The 20,617-nt window shown below is 41.3% G+C and carries 23 protein-coding genes and 2 riboswitches; of the genes, 9 read left to right on the forward strand and 14 right to left on the reverse strand.

Going from position 1 to position 20,617, the window contains the following annotated elements; all coding sequences use genetic code 11:
• Nucleotides 1-71: 71 nt before the first annotated feature.
• The 7 genes from ACFRAK_RS06540 to ACFRAK_RS06570 all read right to left on the reverse strand — a co-directional run bounded on the left by ACFRAK_RS06540 (nt 72) and on the right by ACFRAK_RS06570 (nt 6,158).
• Nucleotides 72-209 (reverse strand): hypothetical protein, encoded by a 138-nt coding sequence (locus tag ACFRAK_RS06540; protein WP_387599437.1) that lies wholly within the window; start codon nt 207-209, stop codon nt 72-74.
• A gap of 31 nt (nt 210-240) precedes the next feature.
• Entirely contained in the window at nt 241-429 is a 189-nt protein-coding gene (locus ACFRAK_RS06545) for a hypothetical protein (protein ID WP_394571439.1), read from the reverse strand.
• Between the two features lie 110 nt (nt 430-539).
• Complete coding sequence (gene opp4A / locus ACFRAK_RS06550) at nt 540-2,306, reverse strand: oligopeptide ABC transporter substrate-binding protein (protein ID WP_387599432.1); 1,767 nt, start codon at nt 2,304-2,306, stop codon at nt 540-542.
• Between the two features lie 19 nt (nt 2,307-2,325).
• Entirely contained in the window at nt 2,326-3,225 is a 900-nt protein-coding gene (locus tag ACFRAK_RS06555) for an ABC transporter permease (RefSeq protein ID WP_387600252.1), read from the reverse strand.
• A gap of 22 nt (nt 3,226-3,247) precedes the next feature.
• Nucleotides 3,248-4,213: an oligopeptide ABC transporter permease gene (gene opp4B / locus ACFRAK_RS06560; RefSeq protein ID WP_387599429.1), complete on the reverse strand. Its 966-nt coding sequence runs from the start codon at nt 4,211-4,213 to the stop codon at nt 3,248-3,250.
• Nucleotides 4,214-4,228: 15 nt separating this feature from the next.
• A complete protein-coding gene (locus ACFRAK_RS06565) occupies nt 4,229-5,155 on the reverse strand; it encodes an ABC transporter ATP-binding protein (protein ID WP_260284084.1) in 927 nt (308 codons plus the stop codon).
• Entirely contained in the window at nt 5,133-6,158 is a 1,026-nt protein-coding gene (locus ACFRAK_RS06570) for an ABC transporter ATP-binding protein (protein ID WP_387599426.1), read from the reverse strand. Before ACFRAK_RS06570 ends, ACFRAK_RS06565 begins: the two co-directional genes overlap by 23 nt.
• Before the next feature lie 493 nt (nt 6,159-6,651).
• Here ACFRAK_RS06570 and ACFRAK_RS06575 point away from each other — a divergent pair, with 493 nt between their 5' ends.
• Nucleotides 6,652-7,287, forward strand: a complete 636-nt coding sequence (locus tag ACFRAK_RS06575; RefSeq protein WP_394571440.1) for a Bax inhibitor-1/YccA family protein — start codon at nt 6,652-6,654, stop codon at nt 7,285-7,287.
• Nucleotides 7,288-7,454: 167 nt separating this feature from the next.
• Here the strand turns inward: ACFRAK_RS06575 and ACFRAK_RS06580 are convergent, their stop codons facing one another.
• From ACFRAK_RS06580 to ACFRAK_RS06590, 3 genes are all read right to left on the reverse strand, one after another.
• Nucleotides 7,455-7,997 carry an acyl-CoA thioesterase gene (locus ACFRAK_RS06580; RefSeq protein WP_192203801.1) on the reverse strand — a complete coding sequence of 181 codons (543 nt, stop codon included), beginning with the start codon at nt 7,995-7,997 and terminating at the stop codon, nt 7,455-7,457.
• A 131-nt stretch (nt 7,998-8,128) separates the two neighbouring features.
• Complete coding sequence (locus tag ACFRAK_RS06585; RefSeq protein WP_394571447.1) at nt 8,129-8,617, reverse strand: M15 family metallopeptidase; 489 nt, start codon at nt 8,615-8,617, stop codon at nt 8,129-8,131.
• Between the two features lie 125 nt (nt 8,618-8,742).
• Nucleotides 8,743-9,234 (reverse strand): DinB family protein, encoded by a 492-nt coding sequence (locus ACFRAK_RS06590; protein ID WP_387707125.1) that lies wholly within the window; start codon nt 9,232-9,234, stop codon nt 8,743-8,745.
• 202 nt (nt 9,235-9,436) lie between these two features.
• On the opposite strand from ACFRAK_RS06590, the gene ACFRAK_RS06595 reads away from it, so the two are divergent.
• Nucleotides 9,437-11,254, forward strand: a complete 1,818-nt coding sequence (locus tag ACFRAK_RS06595; RefSeq protein ID WP_387707127.1) for an ABC transporter ATP-binding protein — start codon at nt 9,437-9,439, stop codon at nt 11,252-11,254.
• Between the two features lie 53 nt (nt 11,255-11,307).
• On the opposite strand, the gene ACFRAK_RS06600 is transcribed toward ACFRAK_RS06595, so the two are convergent.
• Nucleotides 11,308-12,009, reverse strand: a complete 702-nt coding sequence (locus ACFRAK_RS06600; RefSeq protein WP_387599415.1) for a GDSL-type esterase/lipase family protein — start codon at nt 12,007-12,009, stop codon at nt 11,308-11,310.
• A 217-nt stretch (nt 12,010-12,226) separates the two neighbouring features.
• Here ACFRAK_RS06600 and ACFRAK_RS06605 point away from each other — a divergent pair, with 217 nt between their 5' ends.
• The gene (locus tag ACFRAK_RS06605) at nt 12,227-12,733 is read left to right on the forward strand and encodes a GNAT family N-acetyltransferase (protein ID WP_387599412.1); all 507 of its coding nucleotides are present in this window, start codon (nt 12,227-12,229) and stop codon (nt 12,731-12,733) included.
• 68 nt (nt 12,734-12,801) lie between these two features.
• Here ACFRAK_RS06605 and ACFRAK_RS06610 read toward each other — a convergent pair whose 3' ends face one another.
• Complete coding sequence (locus ACFRAK_RS06610) at nt 12,802-12,996, reverse strand: aspartyl-phosphate phosphatase Spo0E family protein (RefSeq protein WP_260284077.1); 195 nt, start codon at nt 12,994-12,996, stop codon at nt 12,802-12,804.
• Nucleotides 12,997-13,249: 253 nt separating this feature from the next.
• A complete protein-coding gene (locus ACFRAK_RS06615) occupies nt 13,250-13,438 on the reverse strand; it encodes a Fur-regulated basic protein FbpA (RefSeq protein ID WP_192203796.1) in 189 nt (62 codons plus the stop codon).
• Nucleotides 13,439-13,614: 176 nt separating this feature from the next.
• Nucleotides 13,615-13,719, reverse strand: a riboswitch (SAM riboswitch).
• A gap of 158 nt (nt 13,720-13,877) precedes the next feature.
• A riboswitch (TPP riboswitch) is annotated at nt 13,878-13,983 on the forward strand.
• A gap of 90 nt (nt 13,984-14,073) precedes the next feature.
• Here ACFRAK_RS06615 and tenA point away from each other — a divergent pair.
• Genes tenA through thiE form a run of 5 tightly spaced genes read left to right on the forward strand, consistent with a single transcriptional unit; the run spans nt 14,074 to nt 17,488 of the window.
• A complete protein-coding gene (tenA, locus tag ACFRAK_RS06620) occupies nt 14,074-14,763 on the forward strand; it encodes a thiaminase II (RefSeq protein WP_260284076.1) in 690 nt (229 codons plus the stop codon).
• A gap of 3 nt (nt 14,764-14,766) precedes the next feature.
• Nucleotides 14,767-15,288, forward strand: coding sequence for an energy coupling factor transporter S component ThiW (gene thiW / locus ACFRAK_RS06625; protein ID WP_394571448.1), 522 nt, complete (start codon nt 14,767-14,769; stop codon nt 15,286-15,288).
• Complete coding sequence (gene thiD, locus ACFRAK_RS06630) at nt 15,257-16,063, forward strand: bifunctional hydroxymethylpyrimidine kinase/phosphomethylpyrimidine kinase (protein ID WP_260284075.1); 807 nt, start codon at nt 15,257-15,259, stop codon at nt 16,061-16,063. Before thiW ends, thiD begins: the two co-directional genes overlap by 32 nt.
• Entirely contained in the window at nt 16,060-16,875 is an 816-nt protein-coding gene (gene thiM / locus ACFRAK_RS06635) for a hydroxyethylthiazole kinase (protein ID WP_387599406.1), read from the forward strand. The genes thiD and thiM overlap by 4 nt, the downstream gene beginning before the upstream one ends.
• Nucleotides 16,856-17,488, forward strand: a complete 633-nt coding sequence (thiE, locus tag ACFRAK_RS06640; protein ID WP_394571441.1) for a thiamine phosphate synthase — start codon at nt 16,856-16,858, stop codon at nt 17,486-17,488. Before thiM ends, thiE begins: the two co-directional genes overlap by 20 nt.
• A gap of 38 nt (nt 17,489-17,526) precedes the next feature.
• Here thiE and ACFRAK_RS06645 read toward each other — a convergent pair whose 3' ends face one another.
• A complete protein-coding gene (locus ACFRAK_RS06645) occupies nt 17,527-18,732 on the reverse strand; it encodes an MFS transporter (protein WP_260284072.1) in 1,206 nt (401 codons plus the stop codon).
• Between the two features lie 271 nt (nt 18,733-19,003).
• Between ACFRAK_RS06645 and ACFRAK_RS06650 the strand changes: the two genes are divergently transcribed.
• Nucleotides 19,004-20,491 carry an aldehyde dehydrogenase family protein gene (locus ACFRAK_RS06650; protein ID WP_076366967.1) on the forward strand — a complete coding sequence of 496 codons (1,488 nt, stop codon included), beginning with the start codon at nt 19,004-19,006 and terminating at the stop codon, nt 20,489-20,491.
• Nucleotides 20,492-20,617 lie beyond the last annotated feature (126 nt).

Below are 20,617 nucleotides of genomic sequence, written 5' to 3' on the forward strand. Positions count from 1 at the left end.
TGTTCATTATATCTTTTCATGGCAACTTTTAACATATTAAAAGACCGCCAAAAGACGGTCCTTTAATCGATTTAACTCATATGGGCCAGAACAGGCAAGATGGCCATAACTAATGATGAAATGCCATATAACGCCAAATTCTCCATATTAACTTTTCTTTTCCACTTTTCACGCCATACTTTGTATCTGCTCATTTCTTCGTTCCTCATAAAAAGACCTCCTTCATGATGAAAGTTCAACTTACTTCAACTGTCTTTGTTTGTTGGACATTTCCTTCAAATACTCCAAGAAGGCAATTCGCTTTTCGTATGGATAGGCTACAATGTCAGCAATTATTTCCTCTTCAAGTGGCTTCAGTAACCTGCCAACCGATTCAGTAAACAATATTTCTAACTCTCTCTTTGTTTCATTAGGATTTCTCACTTCCATCATATCACCCTTCCAATTACTTACTATTATCTATATAACCTTTATCCACTTCAATGAAACGCAAAAAAAAATCGACCGCCCATAAAGGCAGCCGATAGTCATCAATTAAATTATTTCGTTACCCCTACATTATGCCACTGATATTGGCGGCCTGCGAGATAATCATAACCTGTAACGCGTTCATTCACTCCTGCCAATTGATAACGGAATAATGTCGGAATGACCGGAACCTCATCATGGATCAATTCTTGCCACTCATTATACGTATCGATCCGATATTGATCATCAAAGGCTTCCTCTGAAATCCCTTTATCAAGAAGCTCATCATTTTTTTCATTCACCCAGCGGGTATAGTTAAATTCCGCAGATCTAGCCCAAAGACCAGATGGATCCGGATCGGAAGCGACTCCCCATGCAGCTGAATAAACATCAACTTGATCATTATCCTTTTTCAATAGGTCATAGAATGAATTGAACTCATGCAGCCTACCATCCTGCAATTCAACGTCCAAACCTACTTGTTCCCATTGTTGGATATAATACCTTGCAAGAGGCTCGGAAACATCGGAGCCGCTCATGGAAGCAAAATTGATCTTGAACTCTTTTCCATCTGCATCTTCACGAATGCCATCATTATTCGTATCTACAAATCCTGCTTCATCCAAAAGTTTTTTTGCTTTTTCAGGATCATATTCATATGGCTTTATATCTTTATTATTATATTTAAAGTTCGGTGTAATGACAGAGTTGGCAGGGAAGCGAAGGCCCTTGTACATCTTTTCGCCAACTTCTTTATTATTGATGGCATATGCCATCGCCTGACGAAGGCGTTTGTCTCCGAATTTAGGATTCTCATCCATAATATTTTCTTCTTTTTCTTTATCATAGTAGCCGAAATTGAAACCAATATAGGAATAAGCCAATTCAACTTTCCCCAATAATTCGACATTATCCAATTCCTTGGCCTGTTCATATTGCTCTGCCAGGACCTCTGCTACATCGAGGTCACCATTTTTAAGTGACTTGACGACAACGGACGGATTCACGACTTTTAATGTGACACTGTCCAATTTAGGTGCACCGCGGTAATAATCTTTATTCGCTTCAAATTCGACTGCTTCCCCTTGAACGATTTTCTTCACTTTGAATGGTCCAAAGCCAATCGGGTTTTTACGGATTTTATCCGATGATTCCAACTCTGCAATCGGAACATCTTTTAAGTATTCTTTATGAAGCGGGTATGTCCATAATCCAGTCGTGACGGAAGGATTCGCTTTTTTGAATGTGAAAGTGATTTTCTTGCCGTCGACTTTAATGCCTGAAATCTTATCCGCTTTCCCTTCATGATACTCTTCCATACCCTCGATTAATGCCATTTGTTCATCATAGCGTACACCTTTGTAATCTTTGCTGCCTATGACAAGATATGCATATTCTAAATCGGCACCTGTCAAAGGCTTTCCATCTTGCCAATTTACATTATCCTTAATCGTCAGCGTAACCGTTTTATGATCGTCTGAAATCTCATATGAAGCGGCCCCTTCATTCGTGAACACATAGTTTTCGTCTGTATCCAATAAATCTTCATCATCCAGGAAAGTGATGATTTGATGATCTGGTTCGCCTTGATAGAAAACTTTGTTTAATATCCCTTCAAACGGAGTATCGGATACCAAACCATATGTCAAATGGCCGCCTTTAATCGGCTCTCCTTGATTCGTCGTCTTTGTTGGGAATTTAGAGGCATCGACCTGTTCGACATCTTTCCCTTTTTTCTCTTTCGTTGACGTTTTCTCCGTATCATTCGAACATGCAGCAAGCAGTAGAGACGAAATGGCCAATGCACTTAATACCTTACTATAGCTTTTGATTTTCATATCCTACACTCCCCTTTTTTTATCCTCTTCTTTGTCTTGCATCGGCGGCGCGTTTTAACGCTTGGCCAACGAAATTTATACTCAGCATCAACACTAGAATCATGAGTGATGCGGGTACCCATATCCACCACTTGTTTTCCAGAACATCTGGATTTCGAGCATAACTGATGAGCGTCCCTAAACTCGGTGTGCTCTCCGGAAGACCGAACCCTAAGAAAGTCAAACTGGATTCTAGGCCAATATTGCCTGCAAGGTTCAAAATGAAGTTGACGATGATCAATGAACTGACATTGGGCAGAAGCTGAAACAGGATGATTTTCCAATGTGGTGTCCCCAGTGTCTGTGAGGCGTGGATATAATCCAGCTCACGCTCAGACAAAGCCTTCGAACGAATCAGCCGTGCCTTTCCTGTCCATAAAAACATCGTCATGATTAAAATGAAAACATATACATTGAAGATCGGCACAATCGTGACTACAACGATGATGAACATCATTTGCGGCAGGGCAATCACGAAATCGATAATACGCATGATCACATTATCGGTTGCCCCCCCGAAGTAACCAGCAAGAAGCCCTAATGATAAACCGATGATAGCCGTGAATAATGTAATGAATAAACTGATCGTGAATGAATTCCTGGTACCTACTATCAGTTGTCCGAATACATCCCGGCCACCATAATCGGTTCCAAGCCAGTAGTCAGAAGATGGTTCCAAATAAATGGAGAGGAAATCGACCTTGGCAATTTCTTTGGCATCCATGAAGAAAGCCGCACCATAAACAAACAGCAATATGGCTGTTAATAAAATCAATGAGCCCATGGCAAGTTTATCCTTTTTGATTTCCTGCCAGATGATTTTGATTCCTGAAGGGCTTACATCTTTCACTTGTATGTTCTTTCCGGTTTCCACTTTCATTTCCATATGACTCACCCCGCTCCTATTCTATCCGTATGCGCGGATCGACCGCACTAAGTATGATGTCCGAAAGAAGGGTGCCAAGCAGAGTGGCAAATCCCGTCATCATGACGATGGCCGTGACAACGCTGAAATCCCGCAGACTCACCGAACTAAGGAAAAGCTGCCCAAGGCCAGGATAACTGAAAATGGTCTCGATTATGACCGCACCGCCGACCAATCCAGTAATTTCATAACCTAAGAATGCTGCTATCGGTAAAAAGGAATTTCTCAGGATATGCCGTGAATATACTTTTGATTCAGGCACTCCCTTCGAACGCGCTGTCCTTACGAAATCCTTGATTTTATTGTCGATGATTTCATTTCGCAAATATTGGATCGTACTTGTTGTTGCAATTAAAGCTGTACTTAAAGCTGGTAAAATCACATGATTGATTTTGCTTACAACATAGGCGAACGTTCCTTCATCCACTTTTGAATCGACACTGCCCCCAGACGGGAACCAATCCAGGGCGAAGCCGAAAACGAATAACATGATTAAAGCAAAAATGAAAATCGGCGTGCCAAATCCTAAATAGCTATATCCCGTAACGGTTTTATCCACCCAGGTATCGTTATACCTTCCGCTAAGTATGCCTAATGGAATAGCAAGCATATATGTAAAAATCAGCGTGACCAACGCCAGGAACACTGTGTTCCAAAGCCTGTCTTCTATCACATCCATAACGGGCGTCTTATGTGTATAGGAAATACCGAAATCCCCTTGTACTGCATTGGATGCCCACCTTAAATATTGTTGGTACCAAGGGTCATTCAAACCCAGTTCTTCCCTGACCCTTTCAAGCTCGGCTGGATTGGCCCTAGGATTGATTTCCTGGCCTGACAGTGCATCTCCGGGCATTGCTTTTGCCATCATGAAAACGATAATGCTCAATAAAAAGAGCTGCGGGATCATTACTAATAATCGTCTTAGGATAAACTTCCACATAGTCCTTCCACCTCCTTATTGTATTGCGACTCTATGTGTTGATGAGATTGGCTTCAAATCGTAAGCACGTCCATTCTCATCGAAATATTTTGAGTAGGTAGACTCATATTCCGAGGTGAGTTTTTTTCTAAGCTGCACTTTATCTTGGCGAACTTCCGGCTCTAAATCCGGAATGGCCGCAATCAGGCGCTTCGTGTATATATGTTGGGGATTTTCATAGATTTCTTCACTTTTTCCTTCCTCTACCAATCTACCGCGATACATAACACCCATCCGGTCACACATATGCCGGATTACGCCTAAATCATGCCCGACAAATAAATAAGTCAAATTGAACTCTTGTTGGAGATCCTGAAGAAAATTCAATACCTGTGCCTGAACGGAAACATCCAATGCTGACACCGGTTCATCCGCAATGATCAGTTTAGGTTTCAATGTCAATGATCGGGCAATCCCAATCCGCTGCCGCTGCCCCCCTGAAAATTCATGGGGATACTTGTAAATCGATTCAGGACTCAGTCCAACTTTGTCCAAGAAGTCCTGTACGATTTTCTTTTCCTCTGAAGGGGATAACCGTTCGAAGTTCCTCAGCGGTTCGGCAATGATGTCCAGTACCCTCTTCTTCGGATTCAATGATGAATACGGGTCTTGGAAAATCATTTGGATATCTTTTCTGAATGGTTTAATTTCTCTTCTACTTAGAGAGGCTAAATCCCTGCCTTCAAATAGGATTTGTCCGGATGTCACCTCATTCAGTTTGACCACTGCCTTGCCTGTCGTGGACTTGCCGCTTCCGGATTCACCGACCAAGCCATATGTTTCCCCTTGCTGCAACTCCAAGGAAACACCGTCCACGGCCTTTACGTGATCGACCACCCTTCGAAAAAAACCGCCCCTTATCGGGAAATGCACTTTGAGATTATCTAATTTGAGTAATGTCATTGGTCGTTGCATCTCCTTCAGCTTGAAAATAAAATTCTTTATAGCAGGTACAGCGCACCAAATGATCGTTGCCCACATCGTGAAGCCGGGGTGTCTCTTCATGCGCATGTTTAGGTATCCAAGGAATCCTATCTTGGAAGCGACATCCTATCCGATCCATTTTCGCTATCGATGGAACGATTCCTTCGATAACGTGCAAACGGTTTTTCTCGTTTGCAGCAGAAGGGATCGAATTTAATAACGACCTCGTATATGGATGAAGCGGATTGTTGAATATCTCTTTAACACTTCCCGTTTCCACCACCTGACCTGCATACATGACAACGATCCTGTCCGCGACCTCTGCTACGACGCTCAGATCATGTGTTATTAAGATGATCCCCATTTTTGTCCTGCTCTGGATATCTTTCAGCAGATCAAGTATTTGCGCTTGAATCGTAACATCCAGTGCCGTCGTGGGTTCATCGGCGATGACCAGTGCAGGGTTGCAAGCAATGGCAATCGAGATCATTGCCCTTTGGCGCATTCCCCCCGAAAGCTCATGCGGATATTGCTTGTACGTCCGTTCAGGATATGGAATTCCCACTTGTGTCAAAAGTTCGATCGTCCTGTTCTTTTTTTCGGCATTGGAGAGTTCAGTATGGTAATCAAGGTTCTCCTCGATCTGTTTTCCGATGGTCATGAGCGGGTTCAAAGCCGTTAAAGGTTCCTGGAATATCATCCCTAATTCCTTACCCCGGACTTTATTCATTTGTACATCATTCAACTTTAGTAGATTTTGACCTTTATAATTGATATTTCCTTCGGATTTCGTTCTCTGCCTATTATGTAATTGAATGATAGATAAGGCCAATGCACTCTTTCCACAACCTGATTCTCCAACAACTGCTACAATTTCATTTTCATTCACCGTAAACGAAACGTCATCCACCGCTGCATGATATTTGTTGCCGATTCGAAATGAGGTCGTTAGGTTCTCTATTTGCAAAATAGCTTTATTCATTCTTGCTCCCCCTAAACTATTTTATCGGGAAAATAATTAATCTTCTGATAATTATCTAGAATTTTAATCAATTTTTTACAATTATACAATAGGTTTTATAGAAAATAATCACATTTTTTTCATATTTTATAACTTTAAGAATAATTTTCTGCAATAAAAAATCGTTTCCTTTATAACGGTTATACAGTAAAGTTTTGAAGTCCGATTAAATGTAAAGAACCAATAATTTTTAATTTACTATTCCAAGATAACAACCTTAACGTTCATATCTATTTATTGACCTTGTCGTTCTACATACCGCAGAATGGTTCTGATTTAATTTTTTTGATATTTCAGAAAAATTAGTACATTTGTAAGGATATCATAAAACAGGTAATTATTTCATATATATTTCAATACTAAAAAAAAAACACTTTATTTTCATTAAATGGCATGAAACCTTTTTAAAACAGATTCGTAGAAAACAGTAGAAAATAAATGATGAGGTGTTTGAATGTATTCACAAACTGTACAAACATATATGCCGTCCGTCATGCGGACGTTCGCTTTGTCACTTGCCGTTTCCGTCTTAGGGATGGCTCTCGGCACACTTGTTCCGCCATCCTTGTTTCTTCCCTTAGCGATACTTGAAATCGCTATGTTGATTGGAGCATTCATATTGCGGAGGAAAAAAGCCATCGGTTATACATTTTTGTATAGTTTCACATTGATTTCAGGAATTACGACATATCCGATCATTGCACACTACCTAGCCGCTGCAGGGGCAAATGTGGTGATCCTGGCAGGTGTTACGACTACAGTTGTATTTGGTGGACTGGCGGTTTATGCCACAACCACGAAAAAGGACCTTTCTTTCTTGGGCGGAATGTTATTTGCGGCCTTGCTAGCTTTAGTGGTCATTAGCATTTTCAACATTTTCTCTCCATTAAGCTCTACAGCCATGCTGGTCTTTTCCTTTATTGGGATTTTAGTTTTCAGTGGTTATATTTTATATGATTTCAACCGAATGAAGCATTACGGGGTAACAGCCGAAGAAGTACCGCTCATGGCCTTGAATCTATATCTAGATTTCATTAACCTATTCATTAACATCTTGCGCTTCTTCGGTATTTTAGCAAGCGATGACTGAAAAGCGGATGTGATCAAACGTGAAAAGACGCTCGGGCTTATCCAAGCGTCTTTTCACGTTTCTTTCCCATACGGATAATGCCCAAAACCAATGGCGATTAATAAAAGACCAAATCACAATGAATTTGGTCTAAAATCATCAATAAGATTGCTGAAGGGATGCGTATCTTATTTATATAATCCAGGCTTCGATTGATCGGTCCATGGCAGCTTCACACCGAAAGTACTTGCAATGAACTGTGTATCTTCCCTTCTTTTTTTCCTTATTTGGGCCCGTTGTTTTGCTGATTCATTTAAATTCATTTCCATCTCTGTTTCAGGAACCAAACGCGGGACCGGAATTGGTTTACCTTCTTCATTAATGGCGACAAATGTCAAGAAAGAAATGACACATAAATTCCGATCTCCTGTAACTAAATCCTCTGCAATCACCTTTACGATGATTTCCATTGATGTTCTGCCCGTATAAGTCACGAAGCTTTCAAGGCAAACTGCATTTCCTTCGTGAATAGGGTGCAGGAAATCGACAGAATCAGTTGATGCCGTAACGACGTTGCTTCGCGCATGACGCATGGCTGATATAGCCGCTACATCATCAATATATGCCATTAATTTGCCTCCGAACATCGTACCAATATTATTTGTATCCGGCGGGAGGACAAGGCTTGTTTTTATGACCAAAGAGTCCCGGCAATATTTTGTTTCTTCCATGGTGACTGCACTCCTTTATGTCTGATTTCTCACTATTCCACTTTATCGAATTCTTACCTGTAAAGCAATTCACATGCTTATTTTCCTGCTTTTAGTCAAAATTTATGCGGCATATAATGAAACTACCCACATCACTGCCCTTTTGACCGCTTGCCTTGTTGCAGCTCACGCAGGTTCAAGCCAAATGTCATTTGTAAATGCGGATAATCCTTGAACCCAGCCCAATCCCCTCCCCAATCAAAACCTAACCCTTTAGCGATGGTTACAACTTCCATCCAATCCGACTTTCCATTATCGTTGCCGTCATAATTCATATCCCAAATGGCCTCGCCTTGTTTGTTAAGGAGGGCAAAATCTATCGCCAAACCGAAATTATGTAGCGACTCGCCACCTCTTGCATTCGTTACGATGTTGCCCGAGCCTGATCTGCCCTTTTCATAGAGTTCATTTTGCTCGGCTACAGACCGGAACCCCGCCGTAATGATAATCAGGATGCCTTTGTCATTAGCCAGTTGAATGAGCTCGTCTTTTTTTTCGGCGACGATTGGATTCAGCTCGTCAGTCAGTTCAATTTCATCTAAATCAGGCGGAAGTATATACTTGGACAAGAGCCCTAGCATCAATCCGAAAAAGCCCAATACCAAACATGTCCTTACCCAAGTGGCTTTCACTGAAAAATCCTTCCTTTACGAATATCTGTCCGAAAGTGAAAAACTCAACCAAAGACGGATGAGTTTTTCTTCTATTATAACTTTGCTTTCAATTCTTCTATTTGCAATAAATGCCGTTTTTCATGCAGTCCCACAAATGGGATCCATTGCTTCAAGCTTAAATCTTTAAACAAAGGGTGTGGAAAAGATTTTTGTTCGAGATCAATTTCCTTTGCATGGTCAACGACCCGTACAAAAGCTTTTCGGGATTCGGACAACTTTTCCTTAATCTCACTCAAAGTTTGGTATGATTCTGACGGAATGACAAAGGACGGGGCCTGGACCTTCATTTCACGATCTAAAGTAAGCTCGATCGGTTTATCCACAGTAGGAATGCTATCATCGCTTTTCAATTTATCGGAAATGCCCTTTGTTATGGCCCTTTCCATTAAATATAAATGATCCAAAACCTGCATGATGCTCCATCTTCCTGGTTCAGGATGGTTGTTCAGCTGTTCATCCGTTAGTCCGATGACCGCATTTAAAAGTTCTTCCCTGACTTTTTCATTTTCATTCACTATTAGCATCTCCTCTTATCAGCCTCGCTAATCTCCTTTAATTATTCCATGTCCTATATGAACGTGTAAAATAATTATACTTTTTGACTGAAATGAACCGCTTAAAAGTTGTCTATTTTTTGAAAAGCTCTATGATAGTCATAAAGGCAAAAATCATCTAATTCAAATGACTTTCAAAACATCAAGGATAGTCTAAATAGGAGTGATCGCTATGAGTGGAGGACATATTCCATTCAGCCACAAAGGCCGCAGTACCATGCATGCAATCCCCTCAAAAGGAAGCATATGGTTGATGCTCAAGCAAATGTTCAATCGGGTCCCATCGAAGTGGAAGTTTTGCACTTTGGTTTTATGTATCATGCTTTTCATTTCATTGCTTGAGTTCTCCATCCCCCAGTTGACGCAGTTTACGATTGATACAATCATTCCTGAAAAAAGATATGACTCGTTAATCTGGATTGGTGCAGGAATTCTTTGTGCTGCCATTTTATTGGCTTTACTGAACTACTTTAACAGCTATATCGTTTCCAAGGTCGGTCAAAAGGCTATTACGGATATACGGAATAGCATGTATGACCATATTCAAACACTGGATATGAAATTCTTTGATAAAAACCGTACCGGTGACTTAATGTCGCGGTTGACCAATGATGTTAATTTACTGCAGCAGCTCATCTCTTCAAGCATGCTTCAAGTCTTGACTGACACGGTGACTTTCATTGCCGTGGCGGTATATATGCTTTTCATTAACTGGAAGCTGACCATTGTACTTCTTTTTACATTCCCTTTCATGTTCTATATCACAAGGGTATTCGGGAAACGCATCAGGATGTCATTTAGGTCTGTGCAAAGTTCCGCAGGAGATGTCAGCAACCAGTTACAGGATTCCATTTCAGGAATGCGGCTCATTCAATCTTTTACAAATGAAGAATTCGAATCAAGGAAGTTTGCGGAGCGTAATCAGGAAAATATGACTGCAAACCTTAAGTCCGTTCGGCTACGCTCCATGTTCGGCCCGATAATTGATTTATTGAACAATATCGGTCTTGTAGCAGTCATTGTGGTCGGTGCTTGGCAAGTGATGGAAGGTGAATTCACAATAGGGTTAATCGTGGCCTTTCTCGCCTATTTGAGGTTACTGCAGAGTCCCGTTCGCAATTTTAGCCGGGTCATCAGCATTGTCCAGCAATCAGCCGCGGCCTTTGAGCGGATAACTGAAATATTAGAAACCCAGCCCGAAATAAGTGACAAGGAAAATGCCACCGAACTCCCTTACATAAAAAGGAAAATCGAATTTCAATGTGTTGATTTTTCGTATGATGAGAGTGTACCTGTCCTCAGCCATTTAAGCCTGTCCATGAAAGCTGGTCAAGTAACTGCTCTGGTCGGCTCCTCTGGCGCTGGAAAATCGACCATCACGAGCCTTTTGATCCGATTTTATGATCCGCAAGATGGCACGATTAAAATGGATGGTCATGATATCAAGGATGTGTCACTGAAATCATTACGGGGACAAATGGGGATTGTTTCCCAGGATATCATTTTATTCAATGGCTCCATTCGTGATAACATCGTGTATGGCAAACTTGATGCTACAGATGCTGAAATCATCGAATCCGCCAAAGCGGCAAATGCGCATGACTTTATCAGTGCCTTTCCTGATGGTTATGATTCTCAGATTGGAGAGCGCGGAGTCAAGCTTTCAGGCGGACAAAAACAGCGCATTGCCATAGCTAGGGCACTTTTGAAAAATCCGCAAATCATCATTCTCGATGAAGCAACGGCGGCCTTGGATACAGAATCCGAACATTTGATCCAGCAAGCATTGTCACGTTTAATGAAAAAGCGGACTTCAATAGTAATTGCACATCGTTTATCGACCATTCATGATGCGGATCAAATTATCGTTCTGGAAAAAGGGCAGGTTCATGAAAAAGGAACACATGAAGAATTATTGCTAAACAACGGCAGATACAAGCAACTCCATGACTTACAGTTCCCTCAACTTAAAGCGATATCAAATTCCTAGCTACTTCTTAGAGGGCAAAAATGCACAGGAAGCCTTCCTGTGCATTTTTGCTTTCATTTGAAATCATAACTTTCCAAAACCCGGTTCGCAATGAGCTGATACCCTTTTTCATTCGGATGTAACTTATCACTGAAATACTCTGTTTTCTTTTTACCTTCAAAAAGATCATTTGTAGGAATGAATAACATCCTTTTATCTTTATCCGCTATTCCCTTTATTGACAGGTTATAATCACGAATGAGCTTTTCAAGTTTTTGATTGTCTTTTATTGGGTTATATAGTCCTACTACCAGAATATCCGCCTTTTCGTTTGCCTCTATCAAGGTTGATGTAATCTTTTTGAGATGGTTGATATACTCCCGTTTTCCCTCAATGATTTTTCGGTCACTAATTTTCTCCAAGTTCCCTCCGTTACTATTGATCAAGTCATTCGTTCCAATAAAAACGATGAAAGTATCGGCTTCATCAAGTTTCGTTTTAATGCGGTAATCATCAAGCTGTTTCATCACCCCATCCGTTTCCTGGCCTTTTATACCGTAATTCCAAAAACTCACTTTTTGTTCCGATTGCGGATTATTCAATTCATCCTCAAGGCCTTCTATATATCCTTCCCCATCCTTATCCCCTTTTCCATAGGTTAATGAATCTCCAAAAGCCATCACCCTTTGCACATCTTCTGACTCCGAGGCCTGAAATTCATACGCAGCAAAACATATAACGAGTACTATAATCAATAAACCTGCCAATTTTTTCATTTGATTCTCCTCTTGTCTCTTTACTAGAAGTATTTATTTTTTTACATACCCAAAAAATCTACAGTCTTAACATAAAAAAATTGTCAGATAAAGATTCAAGAGTGTATGATAATATAAAACTTTCAATGGATTGGGTGTCATTCACCGTCCCTTAAACAAAATACGGGATTACCCTTCATTCTGGAGATTGAATAAATGATAGTTAGGAGTTTAAATCATGGAAGAGCTCATAGCGTTTAGAGAGGCAGGACTATCCGATCTACCCAGAATTGTTGAAATATATAATTCAACAATTGCTTCAAGAATGGTCACGGCAGATACGGAGCCTGTATCCGTCCAATCGAGGGTTAAATGGTTTGAGGAACATCATTCAGAAAGTAGACCGCTATTTATCATTACTATAGAAGGGAAAACTGCTGGATGGATGAGCTTTCAATCCTTCTATGGCCGACCGGCATATAATTCCACTGCCGAAATCAGCATTTATATAGATGATTATTTCCGGGGAAAAGGAATCGGACAAACTTCGATTCAAAAGGCAATTGAATGGAGTCCAAAATTAGGTGTTAAGACTCTATTGGGTTTCATTTTCGCCCACAATACACCAAGCCTTAAGCTTTTTTCCAAATTCGGATTTGAAGAATGGGCACATTTACCTCAAGTTGCCGAGTTGGATGGGATTGAGCGGGATTTGCTCATTCTTGGTAAACGTGTCGATATGTAATATCATTCTTTAGAGCTATTGCCTTGAGCAGTAGCTTTTTCATATTAATCGAGTGCGAATTGGCTAATTTAAAAATACCTATATGCTTTCTGGAGGTAAAAATGTTCACAATCTCTTTTACTTGTTAACGCATTTAATAGCGTATCCAATTCTTGACTGGCTTGAACAGTTAGCAGACTTGATAAGCCGTAAATTGCTGCCAAGTTAATCATTTCTTTTCTTTTCTCTTCTATTTTTTCTATAGTTACCTTAAGGCAAGGCATTATATAGCCACCTCCCATTTATTCAATTTTTTTACACTTTCATCATAATGAATCTACTAGTTAAAATCAACTATTTTTCGGAAATTAAATGTGTTATTTTAAAGGGTAAATGTGACAAAATGACTATTAATCCTGTAATTATGTATATTTTGTGTCATTTTCTATTAAACGCAAAAAAGCATCCACTAGTGTAGACTGTGAATGCTTACATCATATCTCTTATCCAAGAACCCAAACTATAGTCCATCGTTTACTATGTCATCCATTCAGAAGGTGACTCGGTATTTGGTTTATTTATAACAATCTTATATTCATCTTCAAGTACTTTTAATGGGGCATCATAAAGGTGCCTTTCATCAGAGGTTTTGTATACTCCATTGGCCAATAACTCTTCAATAAGCTTTGCCTTCCTCTGTTCGATCCTCTTAAATAATTCTGCCATGTAAATGGCTCCTTTCCTAGTCATCCTAGAGCCTGCTTCTAGTTAGCTAAACTTTATCAACTTGTTTTATTTTCACCAAATTATATATACCTTTTCTATTATGTCACTAAACGTTATTTCCCAAAAATAAAAGCCCCTTCTAATTCAAGAAGAGGCTGACAGTGTCCGTACGGCTCTTCTTATCTTCCAAGCATATGCTTGTTGGATTTAGCACAGTTCCCAAAACGGGTCCGCTGCCGAGGTTTCTTTGGGCCAAGTCCCTCCACCTCTCTGGATAAGAAATCGATATATAAATGATGTAGACATGATTTTATCCTAATAACCATCAAAAGTCAATTACCTGGTTCTCCCTTTTTTCCTGGACATAAAATGGTCCCTCTTTTAAATGCAGGTTGCATTTTCTTGTCTTTCTGATATGATGTCAGTAATTACATACAATTCACACCACTAGGGGAGTCTTTTTTTAAGACTGAGATGGAATTAGTTCCGGACCCTTTGAACCTGAACCGGCTCATACCGGCGGAGGGAAGTGGATGATATCGTCCATTTTCAGACTATATCCATCTACCCCGTTCCGTATTCAGGAACGGGGTTTTTTCATGAACAAAGGGATCCATTCTAAAGGAGGATGAACAATGGAGAATGTTAAATTAGAAACATTCAGTGATAGACTACATGCACGGTCAAAAGAGATTTGGAAAAGGAACCATTCACATCCCTTCGTCCAGGCAATTGGAAATGGTACGCTTCCTGAAAAGAAATTTGCCTATTACCTGAAGCAGGACTATATCTATCTCATGGATTATTCCAAGCTCTTTGCTTTAGGTGTAATCAAAGCTCATAACATCGAAACCATGGCAAAGTTTGCGAGTATTTTAAATGAAACCCTTCAAGTGGAAATGGATATTCATCGGCATTATGCTTCCGAATTCGGGATCACTTCCAAGGAATTGGAAGATACAGAACCTACTCCAACGACTTTAGCCTATACAGGCTATATGCTAAATGCAGCTCAGCATGGGACTTTGGCAGACTTGATCGCCTGTCTCCTGCCCTGCGCTTGGGATTATTATGAAATCGGTTTGCTACTGAAAGAACAAAATGGAGCAGCATTGGAAAACAATCGCTACGCAGATTGGATAAGGTCCTATTCATCTCCTGAATTCGGGGAAGCACATAAATGGCTGATCGCTTTGTTGGAAGAATTGACGGAAGGCATGCCAGAAAAGGAACTTCTTAGATTAGAAAAGCACTTTTTGGTTACTTCCCGATATGAATATTTATTTTGGGATATGGTTCATAATGAGCAAGATTGGCCGCTGTAGATGATGAATCCTGTCAAGAAACTGACGTTGACTGCCATGATCACGGCTATTACGACGCTGACCAGTTCATTTATTTTCATTCCTGCAGGATTTGCAAAGGTCTTTCCTATTCAGCATCTGGCAAATGTCCTGACGGCCGTTCTATTGGGGCCAGCTTATGCAGTGACACAAGCTTTTTTAGTTTCCATCATTAGAAACATGTCTGGTACCGGTTCAATTTTCGCCTTTCCCGGTAGCATGATCGGTGCACTTTTGGCTGCCATCATTTACCGAAAAACACAAAGCTTAAAATTTGCCTGTTTAGGGGAAGTGATCGGGACCGGTATTCTCGGTTCCCTAGCTTGTTATCCACTTGCCCTCCTCCTATTGGGGGAAAAAGCTGCGCTCTTTGGTTTTTTACCGGCTTTTATGCTCAGTTCATTCGCTGGTGCGATTTTAGCATTCATATTACTTAAAATACTTCTAAAAAATAATTATATGAAGGGGTTTTTTTATGAAAACAGCATTAACCATCGCAGGCTCTGATTCAGGGGGCGGCGCAGGAATACAAGCGGATTTAAAAACATTTTCTGCACATGGTGTCTTTGGAATGTCTGCGATCACAGCCGTAACCGCACAAAATACAATGGAAGTCCGTTCAGTACAGCCAATTGAAACAGCAATCATATCAGATCAAATTGCAGCTATCTTTGAAGATATTCCTGTCGATGCAGTAAAAATAGGCATGCTAGGATCAAAAGAAATCGTGGAAACTGTCGCTGCGTCCCTTAAAACCTTCTTGCCTGCCATCGTTATCCTTGACCCTGTCATGATTTCCAAAAGCGGTCATCATTTGCTCGACGAAAAGGCTGTCTCTGCCTTAAAAATGGATTTGCTTCCGCTTGCAACACTTGTAACCCCTAATGTACCGGAAGCGGAAGTACTTACTGGCTTGTCGATTCGAACGGAACAAGATTTCTACAAAGCATGCATTTCTATACAAGAAATGGGTCCCAAAGCCGTTTTACTTAAAGGAGGCCATGCAGCAGGAAATCCAAATGATCTTTTTTATGATGGGACTGACTTCCAATGGATCGAGGGAGAGCGCATTCATACAAAGAACACTCATGGCACGGGCTGTACCCTATCATCCGCCATTACATCAAACCTGGCAAATGGGCTGCCATTGCAAGAGTCGATCGAAAAGGCCAAGACCTATATTTCTGAAGCGATACGCAATAGCTTTTCAATCGGTAAAGGTCATGGACCTGTCCATCATTTTCATTCATTTTCAAAAAAAGAACGGAGTGAATTAATATGAAGGTTTCTGCAGCCGATTTATTCGTGAAGGTAAAAGAAAGAAAACCACTCATTCACCAAATCACCAACTTTGTTACGGTCAACGACTGTGCAAATGCCACCCTTGCCATCGGTGGTTCACCAGTAATGACTTCGAGCCCAAGAGAAGTGGCGGATATGGTCAAATTAGCAGATGCATTGGTTTTGAATTTCGGTACGATTGATGATAAAGCCATGGAAGCAATGGAGATTGCCGGTAAGACGGCAAATACCATTGATATCCCGGTCATTTTGGACCCGGTGGGAGTTGGTGCCACCCCCTATCGTACAGAGCAGGTCAAAGAGCTCCTTAGTAAGGTTACTTTCCAAATCATTCGCGGGAATGCGAGTGAGATCCTTTCATTGATGGGTGGGGATACCGTTACACGCGGGGTGGATTCGGGGGAACTAGCGATTAGCCATGCAGAGCTGGCTGCACAAGCAGCTAATAAATTGAATAGCATCGTCGTGGTCAGCGGAGCAAAGGATGCGGTCAGCGATGGAAAACATACATCCATCATCGACAATGGAAACCTTCTTTTAACTAATGTTACAGGTACCGGTTGCATGTCCACCGCTCTTATCGGCACTTTTTCCGGAGTCACCGACGATTTCTATTCTGCGGCAATTGCCGGAATCTCAACCATGAGCATTTCAGGGGAACTAGCAGCTGCAAACCTTCAAAAAGATGAAGGAACAGGAACGTTTCGTGTGCGATTAATCGATGCAATATCAAGAATGGATAAGGAAATCTGGATGCATGAGGTGAAAATGAATGAAGAAGTCCCAAATTGATTTAAGCTTGTATTTAGTTACGGAAGAGTCCATAGCATTAGAAAAATTGACCGAAATCATTGCAGAATCGGTTTCAGGAGGAGTCTCGATCGTACAACTTAGGGAGAAAAACAATTCCTCCCTTTCCTTTTATAAAAAAGCTTCTGCATTGAAACAGTTATTGAACGAGCTCTCTATTCCCCTTATCATCAACGACCGGGTGGATATAGCACTTGCGGTTGCAGCGGACGGAATTCATATTGGGCAAGATGACCTTCCACTGACTGTCGTCAAACAAATGGTTCCTGAAGATATGATTGTCGGAGTATCTGTCTCCACTCTTGAAGAAGCTCACGAAGCCGAACGAAATGGAGCAGACTATATCGGAGTCGGTTCCGTTTTCCCTACAAAGACCAAACAAGATGCAACCCTGATGGCCATTGGGGATCTGGAGGAAATTTGCCGCAGCGTATCCATTCCCGCCGTAGCCATCGGGGGTATCACTGCAGATAACATATCCGCTCTTTCTGATAGCGGGCTATCAGGTACCGCTGTCGTATCGGCGATCATGAATGCAGAAAGTCCGAAGGGCGCCTCCGAATCCCTTTTAAAAATCATAAAAGACTTTACTTAATGAAAAGAGGGGACTGATTACAGTCCCCTTCCTTTTGTTCATGTCAAAACGGTATTCTTTGTTTCCTTCCCAAAAGCTACGGCAATCGCACCCACTAGTATAGCGATTGTAAAAATGGTGAAAATCGAGGATATCGGGGTGTCTGCTGCAACTAAATACCCTACAAGCAACGGACCCAGGACACCGCCAATCCTCCCGATCCCTGCAGCTAACCCAGCACCAGTACCACGAACTGCTGTTGGATACTGCTCAGGTGTATATGCATATAGTGCACCCCACGCCCCCAGGTTGAAGAAAGATAGGAACATCCCGGAAACTATCAGCAGTGCCAGCCCCTCTGATGATCCAAAGAAAAAGGCACTGACGGCCGTTCCAATTAAGTATGTGATCAAAACGAATTTACGTCCCATCTTCTCTATCAGCCATGCAGCTGAAAAATAGCCCGGAAGCTGTGCAAGCGTCATGATCAAAACGTATTCAAAGCTTTGAATCATACTGAAGCCTTTTAGGACCATCACACTTGGCAGCCATAAAAACATCCCATAATAAGAAAAGACCACGCAAAACCATAGAATCCACAATACAAGGGTCTGACGGGAGTATTCCTTTTTCCAGACACTTTTCATATTGCTTAATACAGATGGCCTCTGCTTTTTTTCTAATTCCGTATACTTCGGTGAATCCGGCAGTTTCAAGCGCAGATACAGCGCATATAAAGCTGGAACTGCGCTCAATAACAATGCAACGCGCCAACCATAAGCCGGAATGATGAAATAGGAGATGAGTGCTGCCAAAATCCAGCCAACCGCCCAAAAACTTTCAAGAAGGACGACAACCCTTCCCCTTTTACTTGCTTCAACACTTTCAGAAACCAATGTCGAGGCAACCGGAAGTTCTCCTCCAAGTCCCATGCCAATCAAAAATCGCAATATCAAGAACAAACTGAGTGTACTGACTGCTGCAGACAGGCCACTTGCGATTGAAAACAATAATAATGTAATGATAAAGACATTCTTCCGTCCGACCCTGTCAGCCATCGCACCAAAGAATACGGCTCCTACAGCCATTCCGATAGAGTTTATGCTCCCAATCCAGCCAACCTGCTCACTGGTTAAGTTCCAGTCCTGTTTCAAAGCAACAATGATGAAAGAAAGCATACCGACATCAAGTGCATCGAACATCCATCCAAGACCCGCAACACCTAGTATCTTACGTTGCGATATCATTTTCGCATCATTTCCCATATATTCCTCCTGAAGAACTTTAGACCTTCTTGTTATTTTATCCTTATTCATTTTAACTATTAACTTTCATTTTTGCTATAGTATTTACACATGTCATGACAAAATAATACTTCATTTTTTTTATGATGAAGAAATCTTGAATATTATGTCGAATGATATAGATTGAATATTCCCTTTTTTTCATTTATCATAAAAATTGGCATAAATCATAGCGTTAACAATAAGTCATCATGTTCTGCCCAAGATAATCATTTTATTCAGGAGGGTAATTATGACAAACCTAACGTTAGAAGTAAGTGGAAAGCTGCAAAAATTTTTAACAGGACCAAAAAAGCTCTATATTAATGGTCAGTTTGTAGAAAGTGCTTCAAAAAAAACCTTCTCCACACCTAATCCTGCTACAGGACAAAAACTTGCCGATGTTTATGAAGCTGATAAAGAAGATATCGACTTAGCCGTCAAAGCTGCACGCAAAGCATTCGATGAGGGGCCTTGGTCAAGAATGAGCGCAGCTTCACGCAGTAGGCTAATGTATAAACTTGCCGATTTAATGGAAGAAAATAAAACCGAACTTGCTCAATTGGAAACGTTGGATAATGGTAAACCAATCAGTGAAACCACCAATGCCGACATTCCTTTAGCTATAGAACATATGAGATATTTTGCCGGCTGGTCCACCAAGATTGTCGGACAGACCATTCCGGTAAGCGGAAATTACTTTAACTACACAAAACACGAGGCGGTTGGTGTTGTCGGCCAAATCATCCCATGGAACTTTCCGCTTCTTATGGCAATGTGGAAACTGGGGGCGGCACTTGCTACAGGTTGTACGGTTGTATTAAAGCCTGCTGAACAAACTCCGCTTTCCGCGCTTTACCTGGCTGAATTATTGGCTGAAGCCGGTTTCCCTGATGGGGTCGTCAATATCGTTCCCGGTTTTGGTGAAACCGCTGGACAAGCACTTGTCGACCATCCGCAAGTAAATAAAATTGCATTTACCGGTTCGACCGAAGTTGGAAAACTGATCATGCGCTCCGCTTCATATTCATTGAAACGGGTCACATTGGAACTTGGAGGGAAATCGCCAAACATCATCCTGCCTGATGCGGATTTCTCAAAAGCCATCCCTGGTGCTTTGAATGGGGTCATGTTTAACCAAGGGCAGGTATGCTGTGCCGGTTCCAGGGTTTATATCCAAAAGAAACATTATGATAACGTAGTTGCCGATATGGCAAGCCATGCAAAAAACATCAAACAAGGGGTAGGTCTGGATCCAAGTACACAAATTGGACCGCTTGTTTCCGAGGAGCAGCAAAATCGAGTAATGGGCTATATTGAAAAAGGGAAAAACGAGGGTGCGGAAGTACTTGTCGGCGGAAATAAACCTGGTGAACAGGGCTACTTTGTTTCTCCTACTATATTTGCTGGTGTCGAAGAGGATATGACGATAGCCAAAGAAGAGATTTTCGGTCCGGTCATAGCTGCAATGCCATTCGAGGATTTAGATGATGTCATTAACCGTGCAAATGCAAGTGAGTATGGATTGGCTGCCGGCTTATGGACCAGCGATATAGCCAATGCCCATTATGTTGCAGGAAAACTCCGTGCCGGTACTGTATGGGTGAACTGTTATAACGCGTTCGACGCAGCTTCCCCGTTCGGCGGTTACAAACAATCCGGAATCGGACGTGAAATGGGATCTTATGCACTGGACAACTATTCTGAAGTGAAAAGCGTCTGGATTAATTTGGGTAAGTGATTTTTTGACTATTAAGAAAGAGGGTCTCAAATGAAGTGAACCCAAAAAGTTAGACACTTTATTTACTTAGGCAGCCTTGAGGGCATGAACCCGGTAATCTACCGGGCTCATGCCTTTTAATTTTAC

Source organism: Peribacillus sp. NPDC056705 (genome assembly GCF_043656335.1).

What these genes read in the sequence shown, in the direction of transcription:
- ACFRAK_RS06540 (WP_387599437.1), bottom strand. Translation starts at nt 209, where the DNA reads ATGAGGAACGAAGAAATGAGCAGATACAAAGTATGGCGTGAAAAGTGG.
- thiD (WP_260284075.1), top strand. Translation starts at nt 15,257, where the DNA reads ATGAAAACAGCATTAACCATCGCAGGCTCTGATTCAGGGGGCGGCGCA.
- ACFRAK_RS06645 (WP_260284072.1), bottom strand. Translation starts at nt 18,732, where the DNA reads ATGGGAAATGATGCGAAAATGATATCGCAACGTAAGATACTAGGTGTT.
- ACFRAK_RS06580 (WP_192203801.1), bottom strand. Translation starts at nt 7,997, where the DNA reads ATGGAAGAAACAAAATATTGCCGGGACTCTTTGGTCATAAAAACAAGC.
- ACFRAK_RS06600 (WP_387599415.1), bottom strand. Translation starts at nt 12,009, where the DNA reads ATGAAAAAATTGGCAGGTTTATTGATTATAGTACTCGTTATATGTTTT.
- opp4B (WP_387599429.1), bottom strand. Translation starts at nt 4,213, where the DNA reads ATGTGGAAGTTTATCCTAAGACGATTATTAGTAATGATCCCGCAGCTC.
- ACFRAK_RS06570 (WP_387599426.1), bottom strand. Translation starts at nt 6,158, where the DNA reads ATGAATAAAGCTATTTTGCAAATAGAGAACCTAACGACCTCATTTCGA.
- ACFRAK_RS06610 (WP_260284077.1), bottom strand. Translation starts at nt 12,996, where the DNA reads ATGCCTTGCCTTAAGGTAACTATAGAAAAAATAGAAGAGAAAAGAAAA.
- tenA (WP_260284076.1), top strand. Translation starts at nt 14,074, where the DNA reads ATGGAGAATGTTAAATTAGAAACATTCAGTGATAGACTACATGCACGG.
- thiW (WP_394571448.1), top strand. Translation starts at nt 14,767, where the DNA reads ATGAATCCTGTCAAGAAACTGACGTTGACTGCCATGATCACGGCTATT.
- ACFRAK_RS06605 (WP_387599412.1), top strand. Translation starts at nt 12,227, where the DNA reads ATGGAAGAGCTCATAGCGTTTAGAGAGGCAGGACTATCCGATCTACCC.
- ACFRAK_RS06555 (WP_387600252.1), bottom strand. Translation starts at nt 3,225, where the DNA reads ATGAAAGTGGAAACCGGAAAGAACATACAAGTGAAAGATGTAAGCCCT.
- opp4A (WP_387599432.1), bottom strand. Translation starts at nt 2,306, where the DNA reads ATGAAAATCAAAAGCTATAGTAAGGTATTAAGTGCATTGGCCATTTCG.
- ACFRAK_RS06585 (WP_394571447.1), bottom strand. Translation starts at nt 8,617, where the DNA reads ATGCTAGGGCTCTTGTCCAAGTATATACTTCCGCCTGATTTAGATGAA.
- ACFRAK_RS06650 (WP_076366967.1), top strand. Translation starts at nt 19,004, where the DNA reads ATGACAAACCTAACGTTAGAAGTAAGTGGAAAGCTGCAAAAATTTTTA.
- thiM (WP_387599406.1), top strand. Translation starts at nt 16,060, where the DNA reads ATGAAGGTTTCTGCAGCCGATTTATTCGTGAAGGTAAAAGAAAGAAAA.
- ACFRAK_RS06545 (WP_394571439.1), bottom strand. Translation starts at nt 429, where the DNA reads ATGGAAGTGAGAAATCCTAATGAAACAAAGAGAGAGTTAGAAATATTG.
- ACFRAK_RS06595 (WP_387707127.1), top strand. Translation starts at nt 9,437, where the DNA reads ATGAGTGGAGGACATATTCCATTCAGCCACAAAGGCCGCAGTACCATG.
- ACFRAK_RS06590 (WP_387707125.1), bottom strand. Translation starts at nt 9,234, where the DNA reads ATGCTAATAGTGAATGAAAATGAAAAAGTCAGGGAAGAACTTTTAAAT.
- ACFRAK_RS06615 (WP_192203796.1), bottom strand. Translation starts at nt 13,438, where the DNA reads ATGGCAGAATTATTTAAGAGGATCGAACAGAGGAAGGCAAAGCTTATT.
- ACFRAK_RS06575 (WP_394571440.1), top strand. Translation starts at nt 6,652, where the DNA reads ATGTATTCACAAACTGTACAAACATATATGCCGTCCGTCATGCGGACG.
- thiE (WP_394571441.1), top strand. Translation starts at nt 16,856, where the DNA reads ATGAAGAAGTCCCAAATTGATTTAAGCTTGTATTTAGTTACGGAAGAG.
- ACFRAK_RS06565 (WP_260284084.1), bottom strand. Translation starts at nt 5,155, where the DNA reads ATGACATTACTCAAATTAGATAATCTCAAAGTGCATTTCCCGATAAGG.